This window comes from Parasphingorhabdus sp. (genome assembly GCF_048269865.1).
Taxonomy (GTDB): domain Bacteria; phylum Pseudomonadota; class Alphaproteobacteria; order Sphingomonadales; family Sphingomonadaceae; genus Parasphingorhabdus.
On sequence record NZ_JBLWUA010000001.1, the window covers coordinates 212042 to 226719 of the forward strand.

The following is a 14678-nucleotide window of genomic DNA, read 5'->3' on the forward strand; positions in this document are numbered from 1 at the left end:
TATGGATATGACCCTGGCAGCGCCTCCAAAAGCGCACCAATTCAGCCCTGACTTCGGGAAATTTCTCAACTGGGCGCTGGTCTGGATTGTCCTCGCCAATATTCCGTTCATGGCGATGTGGATGGTTGGGGCGCCGCCGCGCGCCATTCCGATTGCTCTGGCGGGTTTCGCGGGGCTGATTGTCAAACGCATGCCGCGGGCGGTGCAGTGGTTGACGTTTGCGAGCGTCATGATCTATTCGCTGCTTTCTTTTGTGTCCGGCCTGTTCAGCCTGACCATGGACTCCCTGCTATATTCGCTGCAGTTTTTCGCAGAAATCAAGCCGAGCGATTCGATCGAATATATTGCGGCCGGCGTGGTGGTGATCGGTATATTGATCGGCAGCTGGTTTCTGCTCAAGCGGGATACGAATTTTTCCAAACCCTTGCATATCATCCTCGGGGGGGCTTTGATCTTTGGGCTGGTTGGCGCAGATGCTGCCGTCGGCGAGAGCATGCGAGGCCATTATTTCCGGCCGGCACCGGCTGGCGCTGTCTTTGAGTCCGCGGTAACCAAGTCCGGTTTTGCGGCGCGCGCGGATGGCAAGCGCAATCTCGTGCTGATCATCGTGGAGTCTCTGGGTGTCCCCAAAAATAATAAGGCAATGTCGGACAAGCTGTTCGCCAAATACAAGAGCAGCGCGGTCAAGGCGCGCTATGACGTCAGTCAGGGCACCAGCCTCTATTACAACAGCACCACCGCCGGCGAGATGCGTGAGCTCTGCGGTCGTTGGGGCGATTATTATGAATTGCTGAAGACCGATAACCCGGCGGTTCTTAATTGCCTGCCAGCGCAGCTCGCCAAGAAAGGCTATGCCACGCAGGCAATGCACAGTTTCAAGGGCCCGTTCTTCAAGCGCGAAACCTGGTATCCGAAAATCGGTTTCCAGAAACGTGAATTCGCCGTTGATCTGGAAGAGCGCGGCGCTGAAAAATGTGGCGGCGTGTTCGCTGGCGCCTGTGATCGCCAGGTGCCGAAGATGCTCGCCGACAATCTGAAAAAGGCGACGCAACCGACGTTTCAATATTGGCTTACGCTGAACAGCCACTTGCCGGTTCCGACCGAGCTCAATCTGCATTCCGGCAATTGCGAAGACGTGTCGATCGAGCTGGCGCGCGACTATCCGATGATTTGCCGCCAGTTTGCGATTTTCGACGATATCGACAAGGCGCTGATCAAGGAAATTACGGCCAAGGATTTCCCCGAAACCGATATCCTGCTGGTCGGCGACCATATGCCGCCATTTTTCGACCGCCATCACAGGTCGCAGTTTGATCCCGAGAGGGTTCCATGGCTTTACCTGAAGGCCAAGCGCGCACAACCCGAGGGATAGGATTTTGGAACGCTTGCGCGGCAACTGGCCGATACTGCTGATCTGGCTTGCGGTCTGCGCGGTGATGATTTTCGTCACGCGGGGGCAGATTGCCAGCGGCATGGGCTGGGGTCCCGACGACCAGCTGCGCATGGTGCAGCTGCGCGACTGGCTTGGCGGCCAGAGCTGGTTTGATACCGTCCAATATCGCATCGGCGAACCGGACAGCCAGCCGATGCACTGGCCGCGCTGGATCGAATTACCGCTGGCGCTGGTGTTCCTGCTGTTCAAACCATTGCTGGGTGCGGCCACCGCCGAGACCTCAGCCATGGTCATCGTGCCGCTTGTTACATTGGGTTTCGCCATGTGGCTGGTCGTGCAGATTACCGAACCGATTTTTGACCGCAAGGTCGCGCTATTGGCGGCAGCGCTGACGGCAACGGCCGTGCCTATTGTTGCACAGATCCGGCCGATGCGGGTCGATCATCATGGTTGGCAGATTGTTCTCGCGCTGGCCGCTCTATGGACCCTGTTCTGGCCGGAAAAGCGCCAGGGTGGAATCGTGCTTGGCACCGTGCTGGCGCTCTGGCTTTCGATATCGCTGGAAGGGCTGCCGCTATCCGCGGCCTTCATAGTGCTTTTGGTGTGGCGCTGGGCGTTTGAGATCGAAAAGGGCGTGAGATTATTCTGGACGCTGCTGTCTTTCCTGATCGCCAGTTTCCTGTTTTACTTCGCCACGCAAGGCCATTTCGATATCGCAATCAACTATTGTGACGCGCTGTCGCCAGCCCATCTGCTGGCCTGTACGGCCGGAGCCGCGATCATGCTGCCGGCGATCAAATGGCTGCCTGCCAACTTGCCGCTGCGCGCGATCTGCCTTGTCGTTGCGGGCGGGGCCGGGTTGTCGGTGCTGTATGGCTTCGCTCCGCAATGTATGGGCGGGGCGTTCAACACAATGGACCCGCTTGTCCGCGAATATTGGTTGGTAAATGTCCTGGAAGGCCTGCCGATCTGGTATCAGAATGGCAAAAATATGGTAACCATAGTTGGCGGATCGATCATTGTCGGATTTGTCAGCCTGGCATTTATCCTTTGGTCGCGACCGACCGGGATAGATCACCGCAAATTGTCGGTGCTCGCCTATGCTTTTCTCTGGGCCTTGCTGCTGTCGCTTTTCGTTCAGCGTGCCATGGCGGTCGCCGCTGCCTTTGCTCTGCCATTCATGGCCTGGGCCGTGCACCTGGCGTTCGTGCGCGCCCGTGCCATCAAGCGGCCGGTGTCACGCATATTTGCCACCGTAGCGGTGGTGATGCTGGTCCTGCCCGGACCGCTGGCTGTCGCATTGTTCAATGCCGTCGATGCAAAAGAGCAGGCATCCCCAAAAAGTCCAGACGCAGCGCTTTGCGACAAGGATGCGTCGCTCGCCCGGCTGAACGCCTTGCCGCGATCCAATATCCTCGCGCCGTTTGATTTTGGCCCGCCTATTCTGTTGCTGACACCGCATTCGGTGCTGGCCACCAGCCACCATCGCAACGACCAGGCGATGGCGGACCAGATCAGGATTTTTACTTCTGCACCAGACAAGGCACGTGCTTTGCTGGAACACCACAACATCCGCTACATCGTTGCCTGTAGTGAAGAGCCGGAACTCGCTCTCTACGCGAAAAAACATCCGGAAGGGCTGTGGGCGCAACTGGCCAATGGGAATCAGCCGGAGTGGCTGCAATCTGTGCATATTCGGGACAGCGGCCTGATTCTCTGGCGCGTGTTGCCAACAGGATTGCGAAACGAGACGTAAAAGATAATAGTCGTCTCTCGGTCGTCAAAAAAATAAAACCGCGGAGATTATAATGGCAAGAGTCACCGGCCTCGGTGGCGTCTTTCACAAGGTGAAGGACCCAGCGGCAACGCGCAAATGGTACAAGGAATATCTGGAGCTGGACGGAGAATATGGTCCGATGCTCAGCTGGTCGGAAGAGACCGGCGACAACCCCTATAGTCTGATCAGCCACTTTCCGGAAGATACGGACTATCTGCAACCCAGCAAGGCCGATTTCATGATCAATCTGCGGGTGGATGATCTGGACGCCTATGTCGCGCAGCTCGAAGAAAAGGGGCTGGAGGTTTTGGGGAAGGTGGACGAGGGATATGGCAAATTTGCCTGGATCCTCGATTGCGACGGCATCAAGCTCGAATTCTGGGAGCAGATAGATGCGCCGGAGAGTTGATCGGGCGGACTAGGCGGGAATGAACCTCAAGGCGAGGCCGTTGATGCAGTGACGCTTGCCGGTGGGTTTTGGGCCATCGTTGAAAATATGCCCAAGATGCCCGCCGCAGCGCGCGCAATGGACCTCGGTGCGTGGATAGACGAGCTTGAAATCTTTCGTGGTCCCAATCCGGTCGTTGGAGATCGGTGCCCAGAAGCTGGGCCAGCCGGTCCTGCTGTTATATTTGGTTTTCGACGAGTAGACGCCGAGATTGCAACCCGCGCAGGCGAATACTCCGTTGCGCTTTTCGTCATTCAGCGAGCTCGAATAGGCGCGTTCGGTTCCTTCCAGCCGCAATATCCGATAGCGCGCTGGCCCCAGCCGCTGCTTCCATTCTTCCGGTGACCGGTTGATTTTGAAAGGGCCACCAGACCGCGCTTTGGCGTCATCAAACCCGCCCGACAGGCTGACCACGCCGAATGCACCCGCGGCTGCCAGGGTTCCGGTTATCATCGTGCGCCGATCAAGCGATTTCATCTGCCAAGCCCTTTCCATTTTTCCCAATTTTCGGATTGGGAAGCGGATTGGTTACAGTATTGCGCCTGAACAGAAACTGATCAATATTTGGAGAGTTCCACTTCCAGCTCGCGAAAGCCGTGAACGAAACAGGCATGGACGCGGCGATGATTGCCGGTCGGGTTGACCTGCATCCGCCGCTTGTGCATTTCTTCCAGCAAGATCCGGATCTGCAACTCGGCCAGACGGGCACCGACGCAGCGGTGAATGCCATAGCCGAAAGCCAGATGACGCCGGGCATTTTCCCGGTCGACCTTGATCTTGTCCGCTTCCGGGAAAATCTCTTCGTCGCGATTGGCCGAGATATACCAGAGCACGACCTTGTCGCCCTTCTTGATCTGGTTGCCGAACAGGTCATGATCTTCCAGCGCGGTGCGGCGCATGTGGGCGAGAGGTGTCTGCCAGCGGATGATTTCCTGCACCGCGTTGGGAATAAGGTCCGGGTTTTGCTGCAGCTTTTCCCGTTCCTCCGGAAATTGGCTCAGGCCAAAAGCCACGCCCGACATCGTATTGCGGGTGGTGTCATTGCCGCCGACGATCAACAGCACCAGATTACCCATGAATTCCATTGGATCCATATCGCGCATATGTTCGGAATGGATCATCATCGAGATCAGGTCGGGAGTCGGTTCGGCGTTGAGCCGCTCGTTCCACAACTTGGTGAAATAGGCGCCCATTTCATATAATATCTGTTGCCGTTGCCCGGTGAGGTCCTCTGCGACCGACAGTTCGACGTCGCCAGCCCAGTCGGACCAATAGGTGAGCATGCGCCGGTCTTCCCACGGGAAGCCGAACAATATGGCCAGCATGCCGGTGGTCAATTCGATCGAAACCTTGTCGACCCAGTCAAATTTTTCGCCCCACGGCAGGCTATCGAGCACCTCGGCGGTGCGCTGACGGATTTCCGCTTCCATGCGCTGCATCTCGGTCGGAGTGAAAGCCGGGGCCACCGTACGGCGCTGGCCGGTGTGTTTGGGCCGGTCCATCGCGATGAACATCGGCAATTGGAAATCGGAGTCATCGAAATCCGGTTCGGCGATTGTGATGCCACCTTGAGAAATATCGGACGAATATATATCGGGTAGAGCCTCGACATGCTGAATGGGCTTGTAAGTCGTGATGTTCCAGAAATTACCGTGGACACCACCTTCGACCTTGTTGATCGGTGCCGTCGCGCGCATCTCGGCAAAGGGCTTTCGCCACAGATCCTTGCTGTACAGCTCGGCTCGGCTGACATCCCATGGATTTGCGTCACCAGTCGCAACCGGCGGATTGCGCTTATACCATGCCTCAAGCGCCTCATCGGCGGTAGGCGAAGTGGTCAGATTTCCAAGATCAATTTGGGGTACGGAAGCCATAAGTCTCTCCTGCCGTTGCTTGTTCCAGCAATCGGTTGCGTTTCAAAACTCGTCCAATCTGCCGCTATTGACAGCGTTGTCAATATTTTTTCTGCAAATGGCGTGAATCGCGAGATTATTTTCCGGTGACTCTGGACAGCAGGCTTTTTTTGCGGGCCGCCTGTCCGGATTTCATCACATTGCGGCGGAACAGCATCACCGAGAAGCGGATGATGATCATCGTGAAAATGCCCTGCCAGACCAAAGCCAGTCCGTGCTGCCAGACATTGTCCATTTGGGCGGCGCGGGCGATCATCGCGAACGGGGAACTGAAAGGAAACAGGACGGCGAACCACTCCACCGGCTGGCCGAGCTTGGTAATGGAGGAATAAGCGACGAAGAAGACCAGCAGCTGGCCCATAGTCACCGGCATCGACAGGGTCTGCACCTCGCGCACGGTCGTCGCCATTGCGCCGATCCCGAGAAAGAGCGATCCGAGCAGCAGATAGGCCATGGAGAAATAGAAAATCATCAGCAGTCCGAACAGCGGCCAGCCGACCGCAGGCGAGGGCAGCGCACTCCAGTTTACGCCGATCGCCAAAGTGATCGCTAGTCCTATCGTGCTCCAGACAGCAATGCCGACCAAGGCCATACCGAGCATGGCAAAGAGTTTGCCTAGGAAGATCGCATCCATCGGGATTGCAGCGGCCAGAATTTCGATGATCTTGTTGGTTTTTTCCTCGACCAGATTGGACAGCACCATGCCCGCGAGGATCATCGTCAGCAGAATCAGCAATGCCTGACCGCCCTGCGCCGTCACTAGCTGGTTGCGCTCGCTGGAGCTGCTGGTCTGTTCGACCAGCCTTGTCTGGATAGTCACGGCAGCAGGTTGTGACAGCGCGGTTTCTGCCAACAGCGCGATTTTTCCCCGCCACCGTTCAACGTCCCTGCTGGAGCCTGTCAATACTGGCTCGGCCAATGTGCCGGAAAGGATCGCCGTGTAGGATTGGTTGCTCCGAAGCTCAGCCACAATGTCTGCTTCTTCTCCAGAAAAATCCTGCAAGACGACCAACTCTGGGAGAGCCTTCTCGCCGAGGCTGTTCGCCAATCTCTCTCGAGCGGCCAACAATCGGTCCGTCTCCTGCCGGTCGATAGCGACACCAACGATCGAATTATCAATATCCCTGGATACCTGTGACCCTAGTCCGCCAGCCGCTACGCCGATACCGAGCGGAAACAACGGGCCAAGCAGGAAGAAAAAGAAGGATTTGGAAAAGATGATTGCCGTGAAATCGCGGCGGGCAATGACAAAGGCTGCGCGGATGGTTTCGATCATGCGATTTCGTCCCCTGTGTTGCCGGCCGCGTCGGCCTCCATTTTTCGGGCAGCGGCCTCGCCAGCGATCTCGACAAAGGCGTCATGCAGGCCGGGCCGTTCGATTGACAGGGATTCGATACCGGCACCGCCTTCGACCAGCGCATGCAGCAGCGGCTCGACTCCGCTCTCCGGCAAGGTGAAATGCCAGTTATGCCCCAGCGGTTTACAGTCTGCAGGGATCGCAGTGCGCCACGGTCCATCAAGATTGCGGGTTTCGAGATGAACTTGCGGGCGCAGTCGGTCGCGTGCCGTTGAAACCTTGCCTTTGAACGGAATTTTTCCTTCGGCGATAATCGCAATCTCTTCGCACAGCCGTTCCGCATGAGCGATGACATGAGTAGAGAAAATGACGGTGACTCCCTTGTCGGCCTGGTCCCGGATGAGCCGCTCCAGCTTGCCCTGGTTGAGGGCATCCAGACCGGAAAAGGGTTCGTCGAGAATGATCAGATCGGGATCGTGCACCAGCGTGCCGAGCAGTTGGACGGTCTGCGCCATGCCTTTGGAAAGCTGCCGGATCTGTTTGTCGACGGCATGGCCCAGGCCATGATCTTCCATCATCTGGCGTCCGCGCTCTCGCCCTTTCGGCAGCGGCAAGCCGCGTAACGCGCCCATGAAGGCAATCGCATCATAGGCTTTCATCGATTGATAGAGGCCGCGCTCCTCGGGCAGGTAACCGACCTGATGCGCTTTCGAAATCGGGTCGGGAGACCCGAGAAGGAACCGTTCGCCCTCGTCCGGATCGATGATCCCGAGCAGCATGCGCAAGGTGGTTGTCTTGCCCGCTCCGTTCGGACCCAATATGCCGAAGATGCTGCCTTTTTTGATCGCCAGATCAATCCCGTCAACGGCCGCTTCGCCATCAAATCTTTTGATAATGTTGCGGGCCTCGATGGCGAATTCGGATTGGGGCGCGTGCATTTACGGCTTTCATATCTGATGCGAGTGTTTGATAGGGAATCCCTATGCCGGATGACAAGTTAAGATTGGCCAAAGCGCTCGAAATAAAGGCGAGGGAAGAGGGGTTTTCCGCCGTTGGCATTGCTCCGTCGAGCCTCGCACCAGAAACCCGGCAGCGGTTGCAGCAATGGCTCGATAAGGGACGCCAGGGCGATATGATCTGGATGGCCAACCGGGCGGACGAGCGGGCCGACCCGCCGACGCTGTGGCCCGATGTGCAGACGGTTATCATGCTGGGTATGAGCTATGCGCCCGCCACCGATCCGTTCGCGCTGGAGGATGTCGCTGATCACGGGCGGATTTCAGTCTATGCGCAGGGCAAGGACTATCATGACGTTGTCAAAGGCGCGCTCAAGCGCACCGCCGGCTGGCTGGTTGGGCAAGCAAAGTGCGAAGTGAAGGTCTTCGTCGACACTGCACCTGTGATGGAAAAGCCGCTGGCAGAAGCTGCGGGCCTGGGTTGGCAGGGCAAGCATACCAATGTGGTCAGCCGCGAGCACGGCAGCTGGTTGTTCCTTGGCGCAATTTACACCACTCTGGCGCTGGAACCATCGAGGTCCGGACGCGATCGTTGTGGTAGTTGTTCTGCCTGTCAGGATATCTGCCCGACCGGCGCGTTTCCGGCGCCTTATCAACTCGACGCAAGGGCCTGCATCTCCTATCTCACAATCGAACACAAAGGACCGATCCCGCACCAATATCGAAAAGCGATCGGCAACCATATCTATGGCTGCGATGATTGTCTGGCGGTTTGCCCATGGAACAAATTTGCGCAAGCCGGTGCGGCGAACAGGGCTTTTCTGCCGAGAGCCGAACTGGCAGCTCCGGCCCTGGCAGATCTGCTGGCGCTGGATGATGCTGGCTTCAGACAGGTGTTCTCAGGGTCGCCAATCAAGCGGAGCGGGCGGGACCGGATCGTTCGGAACGCGCTGATTGCTGCTGGCAATAGCAGCGATCCTGCCCTGATCGAGCCCGTTCAGGCGTTGCTGAATGATGCCAATGAAGCGGTTCGCGAAGCCGCCGACTGGGCGCTGGACCAGCTTGGATCAGCGTCGCCGTAGAGCGTTGACGCAACTCACCCGATCAACCTCTGCGCCATCGCTGCGACGGGTGTCGATATGGGTCACGCGTTGTTCCCCGCCGCCTTCTGGCGGATAGAGATAGGCATCCAGGATGCACGCGCCGCTGGCAAATTGCAGCTTCCTGGCCGGTGGTTCCGAGATGTCGAGCTGAGGGTCGCCAAACAGGCGGACAAGCTGCCCGCTGGTCTTGCCCATGACTATATCGAGGCCAGCCACAGAATTGAGCGGTGAATCGGAGACGGCGGGCAAAGCGGGGCCTCTGGTCGCTGTCGTCGAGGCGCAAGCCGCAAGCGCGGGCAGGCTGAGCAATACAAGAAACTTGCCTTTCATGGTCTCACTAGGTCCTTCTTCGATGCACCAGATGGGTAGCCATAGCGGCTGCCAAAACCGGCGCAAGGAAATTGACAAAGGGTATTGCCAGCAACAACGCAGCGATCAGACCGAGGATGAAGCGCGGCCCTTTCGACAAGCTCCATTCGGCCTTGAGATTCTGATAATCGCGAACATGGCGCGCTGCGACCATGTCCTGAAGATCGCGGCCGAGCAGCAGCCCATTGACCGCGAAAAAGGCGATTGGTACGCCGATGCCGGTGACCAGCAGCAGGGCGTAGAGCGGTGCTGCCAGAATATTATAGCCCAGGGCGCGGCCAGTTGAGGCCAGCCCCATTTTGATGCCGAGTGCGTAACCGGGTGGCCTTGCCGCTTCCGCCCAATCCGGATAGTATCGCCGCTCAACTGCGTCGACGATATCATCCGAGAAGATGTTGAGCACAAAAATGGCGACGATGCGAAACAGCAGCAACCCGGTCAATATAGCGATGATCGCTGCTGCGGCTGCTGCGGCAAATCCGCCGCCTTCCCAGCCAAGCTGCGCAAACAGCCAAACCAGCCCAAAATAGGCCGCGACCCCGAACAGCAGGAACAGCAATATCGTCAGCAGTACGACCTTCAGCAGGATCGCCAAAATCGACCGATCGGTTAGCTGCGCAAGCGCGCGGGTAAAGGCCTGTATCATTTGCCCTTCTTGTAGCGATTGCCGGGCGGGCGTCAATTCCGCTTGATGGCAGCGCGGCAAAGCCTTAACGCACGCGCAATCGAGCAAAAAGCCGAAAGAGGAATAATATGACCGCTGAAGCCCGTTACGATATCGTCGCGATCGGCAATGCCATTGTCGACGTAATCTCCCAAGCAAGCGACGAATTTCTGGACGAAGAGCAGCTGGTCAAGGGCAGCATGGCCCTGATCGACGCCGACCGGGCCGAAGCGCTCTATCGTGATATGGGGCCTGCGCGGGAAGTTAGCGGTGGGTCCGGAGCCAATACGCTTGCTGGTGCTTCAACGCTTGGTTGTCAGTGCGCTCTGATCGCTCAAGTCGCAGACGATCAGCTGGGCGAAGTCTTTGCCCATGACATTCGCGCGACAGGCATCGATTTTGACGTGCCCCCCTTGGGCAAACAGCCGCCGACGGCGCGGTGCCTGATCTTTGTCACGCAGGATGCGCAGCGGACCATGAACACCTTTCTGGGCGCATCGCAATTCCTGCCGCCGGCGGCAGTCGACGCAGAGCTGATTGCCAGCGGCGCGATTCTGTATCTGGAAGGTTATTTGTGGGATGCCGACGAACCCAAGGCGGCGATGGCGCTGGGCATCGATATTGCGAGAGAAAATGGCCGGAAAGTTGCCTTCACCCTGTCGGACACCTTTTGCGTGGACCGGCACCGGGCGGAGTTTCGGGAACTGATCGATGGCGGCAAGATTGATATTCTGTTCGCCAACGAAGCGGAAATCATGATGCTGGGCGAGACAGAAGATTTTGACGCAGCGGTAGCCGAGGCGTCCGCAAAGGTTGAGACGCTAGTTGTCACGCGCAGCGAAAAAGGCGCGATTGCGGTGCGCGACGGGAAGACCACTTCGGTTGCCGCGGAACCGGTCGACCAGATCGTCGATACGACGGGTGCTGGCGACCTTTTCGCAGCCGGTTTCCTGAGCGGCTATGTCGAGAAGCGCTCGATGGAAGATTGTCTGACCATGGGGGCCGTCGCGGCGGCGGAAGTGATTTCGCATTTCGGCGCGCGTCCGGAAGCAGATTTGCAGGAACTGGTAAAAAAGCGGCTCGGCTAATCAGCCTTTCATTTTGAAAAGCTTGCGGTCCTCGGGACCGAAGCCCCATTTCCAGATGACCCACGCGTAGCTGCCGAGGATGAGCGGGATTCCGACAATCAATTCCGCCCATTCCGGCAGATAGGTCGCGAGATAGCCGATCGCGCTCGCGACACCGATTGCAATCAACAATGTCCAGCGCCAGCCGTTGACGGGAGCGCCGAGCAGTTTTGACAGGAAAATTGCCTTGATGACCGAGGCATAGGCAAGGGCCACCATAAGGGCTGCCGCAACTGCGGCCGCGCGAAACAAGGGACCCCATTCCATATAGATGGAAATCTGGATGAAGGCGACGCTGAGCGCGGCCTGCAGCAGCAACATTGATAGCGAGATCAGCAGATTGCGATGGCGCGCGATGTAAACCAGCGCGGATTCGCTGACTACTGCGGTTGCGGCGACTGCTTCGGCTGCCAGCAGAAAAGCCAGAGCGCCGGTCCCGCCGACAAAATTCGGACCGACCAGCCCCATCACCGCTTCGCCTGGTATGGCCAAGGCCAGTGCGATACCGATTTGTGCCGCGATGATCCAGTAACCGACCTGGCTGACCTGACTGGCGATCGCCTTCAGGTTGCCGTCTGCCAGATTGCGGGTGATCACGGGGCCGAGGATCGGATCAAAGCTGGTCTTCAGCTTCTGCGGCAGGCTCGCCACTTGCTGGGCAATATAGTAGACGCCAACGATGGCAGGTGAGGCAAACAGTCCAAGGATCGCCAGATCGAGGCGGCGCGAACCCCATTCGGCCGCATCGGCTGCTGCCAGCGGCATATTGCGCCGGGCAATCACGGCGATATCCAGCGGATCCGGACGCCAGCCCCGGGGCAAGCCATAGCTTTTGAACAGGGGCCAAAGCGACGCACCCAGCGCTGCGATCATCGATACGACATAGGAAAGGATCAGACCGTCGCGCAGGGAATAATAGGAGAAAAGAAAGGCAGCGATGCTGATGGTCCATGGTTCGACGATCGACCGGGCGCGGACGGTTGCCGCGATATCATAGCGATAGGCGAGGGCAGCGAGCGCGATGTCCGCTCCAACGACCGTGAATATGACCAGCGGGAGAAACCGATCGAGCCCGTTGATCGTGCTGTTGGGAAACATGATGAACGGGAAAGCGATCAAGATCGCTGCTGCAATTGCGGAAGCCAGAAAGCTGACCAGCAGGCCGTCCCAGACAACATGGACATGGGGTCGGTCGGTCTTGCTCAGCTGGGCTGCCAGACCCCGCTTCAGACCCAGCGTCGCCAGTTGGGCGGCAAATTCGACCACCAATATCGCATAGGCAAAGCGGCCGAGCGCATCCGCACCGTAGATGCGTCCGGCGATGAACAGAAAAGGCAGCCGGGCCGCCAGTCGGAGCAGAAAGCCAAAAATATTGGTCCGCCCGCCTTTGGCCAGCGCGGCAATATCATCTTTGCTTTTGTCAGCAGGTTTCGGGTCATCCAGTGACGCTGCACCAGCCGTGCCTGATGATTCAGGACTGTTCAATTCGATCTCCGGCTGGTCCGCTCCAAGCGAAGCAGTCTAGAGCAGTTTAGCGGATTTGTCATCATCATGCCTTTGGCCTATCGGCGTTCGGAAACGAGAGGCCTTTTCATGAGCTGGGTGACTACAGACTGAACGTTGGCTTCACCGGCGAGCAAAGCGCAGACGGCATCGACGATCGGCATATCGACTTGCCGTGCGCGCGCATCCTGCTGCAGAACCGGTGCGGTGGAGGCGCCTTCCGCAACCGTTGTCCGGTCGGACAGGAGCGATTCCGCCGACTGGCCCTCTCCCAGGCCCCGACCGAGTGAAAAATTGCGCGAACTCGTCGAAGAGCAGGTCAGCACGAGGTCGCCGAGACCGCACAGACCAGACAAGGTCTCCGCCTTGGCGCCCCGCGCCGCGCCGTAGCGGAGCATCTCGGCAAAGCCGCGACCGATGAGAGATGCTCTTGCGTTTTGGCCGAGACCGGCACCGTCGACCACGCCGCAGCCGATCGCGAGTACATTCTTGACCGCGCCGCCTATTTCGGCGCCGATGACATCGTCTGAGAAATAGGGCCGAAAACTGGTTTTCGCGATCAGCGGATTGAGCCGCTGCCACAGGGCTTCGCTTTCGCACGCCAGGGTGAGGGCAGTGGGCAGGCCCTGGGCCACTTCGTGGGCGAAGGTCGGGCCGGACAGCACGGCGAGCGGATTGTCAGGCCGCAATTCCGCAGCGACTTCGCTCATCAGCATGCCGCTCTGCGCTTCGATGCCCTTGCAACAAAGGATCAGGGTTGCATCGGTCTCCGGCAAGGACTCAAGGGTCGCGCGCAGATATTGCGCGGGTGTGACCAATAGCAATATGTCGCAGGCAGCGATCGCATCCCAGTCTTGGGTTGCCCGGATATTGCCGGAAAGCCGATAGCCGGGAAGAAAGGACCGGTTCTCGTGGTCGGTATTGATCTGATCAACAGTTTCGGTCTCACGGGCCCACAGCAGCAGTTCATCCTGACCTTCGGTCAAAACCTGCGCGAGGGCGGTGCCCCAGGCGCCAGCGCCAATTACGCCGATTTTTGCAACAGGCACCGTCATGCTTTCACTCCCGCACCACGGGCTTTATCAGCGGTTGGGTCCAGCGGCCAGCGCGGTCTTGCGACAAAATCCAGCGGATCGCTCAGGCCGGCTGCGAAGCGCTCCGCGCCAGCCCAGGCAATCATTGCGGCATTGTCGGTGCACAGCCACTGCGGCGGCGCCGTGAACGCCATCCCGTTCTCGTCAGCAACCTGCTCGAGCATCGCGCGAATCGGACCGTTGGCAGCGACCCCGCCTGCCACCACCAGATGTGGGCAATGGGCCTGTTCCCTTATCGCTTTTGCAAGCCGGTCGCGCAGGCAATCGACGACGGCTTGCTGAAAGGATGCGGCTATATCTTCAGGTTTGTGTTCACCGCTTTGATGGGCGCGAACCACGGCACTTTTCAGTCCGGCGAAAGAAAAATGCGGTTCTGCCGACCGCAGCAACGGCCGAGGCAGGGGCACGGCGCCCGAATCGCCTTGCTTGGCAAAGGCCTCGACTCTGGGACCACCAGGATAGCCAAGACCCAGTATTTTGGCCGTTTTGTCAAAGGCCTCGCCCGCCGCATCATCGATCGTGGTCGCCAGACGCCGATACTGACCGACGCCTTCGACGCGCAAGATCTGGCAATGGCCCCCGGATACCAGCATGAGCAAATAGGGAAACTGCAGATCGGGATTGCTCAGCCGAGGGGAAAGCGCGTGGCCTTCGAGATGATTGACGGCAATCAGCGGTTTGTTGGCGGCCATTGCGAGCGCTTTGCCGGTGACCAGCCCCACCATGACACCGCCGATTAGTCCCGGACCTGCGGTTGCGGCGACTGCATCGACGTCGTCCAGCGATTTGTCTGCTTCGGCAAGTGCTGCAGCTATCAATGGAGTCAGAATCTCGGCATGGGCGCGGGCAGCAATTTCGGGAACGACGCCACCATAGGGCGCGTGTTCTGCTTCCTGGCCAGCCAGTTTGTGCGCCAAAATCTCCCGATCAGACGTGACTAGCGCGGCCGCTGTCTCATCGCAGCTGGATTCAATTCCCAAGATCAGGCTCATGACGCTTTTACTTAGGCGCTCAAGCCATTAGAACAAGCGCTA

Annotated in this window: 14 protein-coding genes; 5 read left to right on the forward strand and 9 right to left on the reverse strand. The window is 58.5% G+C overall.

The features are described 5' to 3' along the window. Nucleotide 1: 1 nt before the first annotated feature. The 3 genes from ACN0WW_RS01060 to ACN0WW_RS01070 are packed head-to-tail and all read left to right on the forward strand — an operon-like array spanning nucleotide 2 to nucleotide 3579. Entirely contained in the window at nucleotides 2-1372 is a 1371-nt protein-coding gene (locus ACN0WW_RS01060) for a sulfatase-like hydrolase/transferase (RefSeq protein WP_417608963.1), read from the forward strand. A gap of 4 nt (nucleotides 1373-1376) precedes the next feature. Continuing rightward, nucleotides 1377-3149, forward strand: a complete 1773-nt coding sequence (locus ACN0WW_RS01065; RefSeq protein ID WP_417608491.1) for a hypothetical protein — start codon at nucleotides 1377-1379, stop codon at nucleotides 3147-3149. 52 nt (nucleotides 3150-3201) lie between these two features. After that, nucleotides 3202-3579 (forward strand): VOC family protein, encoded by a 378-nt coding sequence (locus tag ACN0WW_RS01070; RefSeq protein WP_417608493.1) that lies wholly within the window; start codon nucleotides 3202-3204, stop codon nucleotides 3577-3579. A gap of 9 nt (nucleotides 3580-3588) precedes the next feature. Here ACN0WW_RS01070 and msrB read toward each other — a convergent pair whose 3' ends face one another. From msrB to ACN0WW_RS01090, 4 genes are all read right to left on the reverse strand, one after another. Beyond that, the gene (gene msrB / locus ACN0WW_RS01075) at nucleotides 3589-4095 is read right to left on the reverse strand and encodes a peptide-methionine (R)-S-oxide reductase MsrB (RefSeq protein WP_417608495.1); all 507 of its coding nucleotides are present in this window, start codon (nucleotides 4093-4095) and stop codon (nucleotides 3589-3591) included. A gap of 80 nt (nucleotides 4096-4175) precedes the next feature. Then, complete coding sequence (locus ACN0WW_RS01080) at nucleotides 4176-5492, reverse strand: cytochrome P450 (protein ID WP_417608497.1); 1317 nt, start codon at nucleotides 5490-5492, stop codon at nucleotides 4176-4178. Nucleotides 5493-5607: 115 nt separating this feature from the next. Continuing rightward, nucleotides 5608-6807, reverse strand: coding sequence for an ABC transporter permease (locus tag ACN0WW_RS01085; protein ID WP_417608499.1), 1200 nt, complete (start codon nucleotides 6805-6807; stop codon nucleotides 5608-5610). Beyond that, nucleotides 6804-7766 carry an ABC transporter ATP-binding protein gene (locus tag ACN0WW_RS01090; protein ID WP_417608501.1) on the reverse strand — a complete coding sequence of 321 codons (963 nt, stop codon included), beginning with the start codon at nucleotides 7764-7766 and terminating at the stop codon, nucleotides 6804-6806. The genes ACN0WW_RS01085 and ACN0WW_RS01090 overlap by 4 nt, the downstream gene beginning before the upstream one ends. 44 nt (nucleotides 7767-7810) lie before the next feature. Here ACN0WW_RS01090 and queG point away from each other — a divergent pair, with 44 nt between their 5' ends. Further along, nucleotides 7811-8866: a tRNA epoxyqueuosine(34) reductase QueG gene (queG, locus tag ACN0WW_RS01095; RefSeq protein ID WP_417608503.1), complete on the forward strand. Its 1056-nt coding sequence runs from the start codon at nucleotides 7811-7813 to the stop codon at nucleotides 8864-8866. Here queG and ACN0WW_RS01100 read toward each other — a convergent pair. Both ACN0WW_RS01100 and ACN0WW_RS01105 read right to left on the reverse strand, forming a co-directional pair. Further along, nucleotides 8852-9217 (reverse strand): hypothetical protein, encoded by a 366-nt coding sequence (locus ACN0WW_RS01100; protein ID WP_417608505.1) that lies wholly within the window; start codon nucleotides 9215-9217, stop codon nucleotides 8852-8854. The genes queG and ACN0WW_RS01100 overlap by 15 nt on opposite strands. Before the next feature lie 7 nt (nucleotides 9218-9224). Beyond that, entirely contained in the window at nucleotides 9225-9902 is a 678-nt protein-coding gene (locus ACN0WW_RS01105; RefSeq protein ID WP_417608507.1) for an EI24 domain-containing protein, read from the reverse strand. A 107-nt stretch (nucleotides 9903-10009) separates the two neighbouring features. On the opposite strand from ACN0WW_RS01105, the gene ACN0WW_RS01110 reads away from it, so the two are divergent. Then, complete coding sequence (locus tag ACN0WW_RS01110; RefSeq protein ID WP_417608509.1) at nucleotides 10010-11008, forward strand: adenosine kinase; 999 nt, start codon at nucleotides 10010-10012, stop codon at nucleotides 11006-11008. Here ACN0WW_RS01110 and ACN0WW_RS01115 read toward each other — a convergent pair whose 3' ends face one another. The 3 genes from ACN0WW_RS01115 to tsaD form a co-directional block, all read right to left on the reverse strand. After that, on the reverse strand, nucleotides 11009-12490 hold the full coding sequence (locus ACN0WW_RS01115; protein WP_417608965.1) for a lipopolysaccharide biosynthesis protein: 1482 nt from the start codon (nucleotides 12488-12490) through the stop codon (nucleotides 11009-11011). 119 nt (nucleotides 12491-12609) lie between these two features. Then, on the reverse strand, nucleotides 12610-13605 hold the full coding sequence (locus ACN0WW_RS01120) for an NAD(P)H-dependent glycerol-3-phosphate dehydrogenase (protein WP_417608511.1): 996 nt from the start codon (nucleotides 13603-13605) through the stop codon (nucleotides 12610-12612). Next, nucleotides 13602-14636, reverse strand: coding sequence for a tRNA (adenosine(37)-N6)-threonylcarbamoyltransferase complex transferase subunit TsaD (gene tsaD / locus ACN0WW_RS01125; protein WP_417608513.1), 1035 nt, complete (start codon nucleotides 14634-14636; stop codon nucleotides 13602-13604). The genes ACN0WW_RS01120 and tsaD overlap by 4 nt, the downstream gene beginning before the upstream one ends. Between the last annotated feature and the right edge of the window lie 42 nt (nucleotides 14637-14678).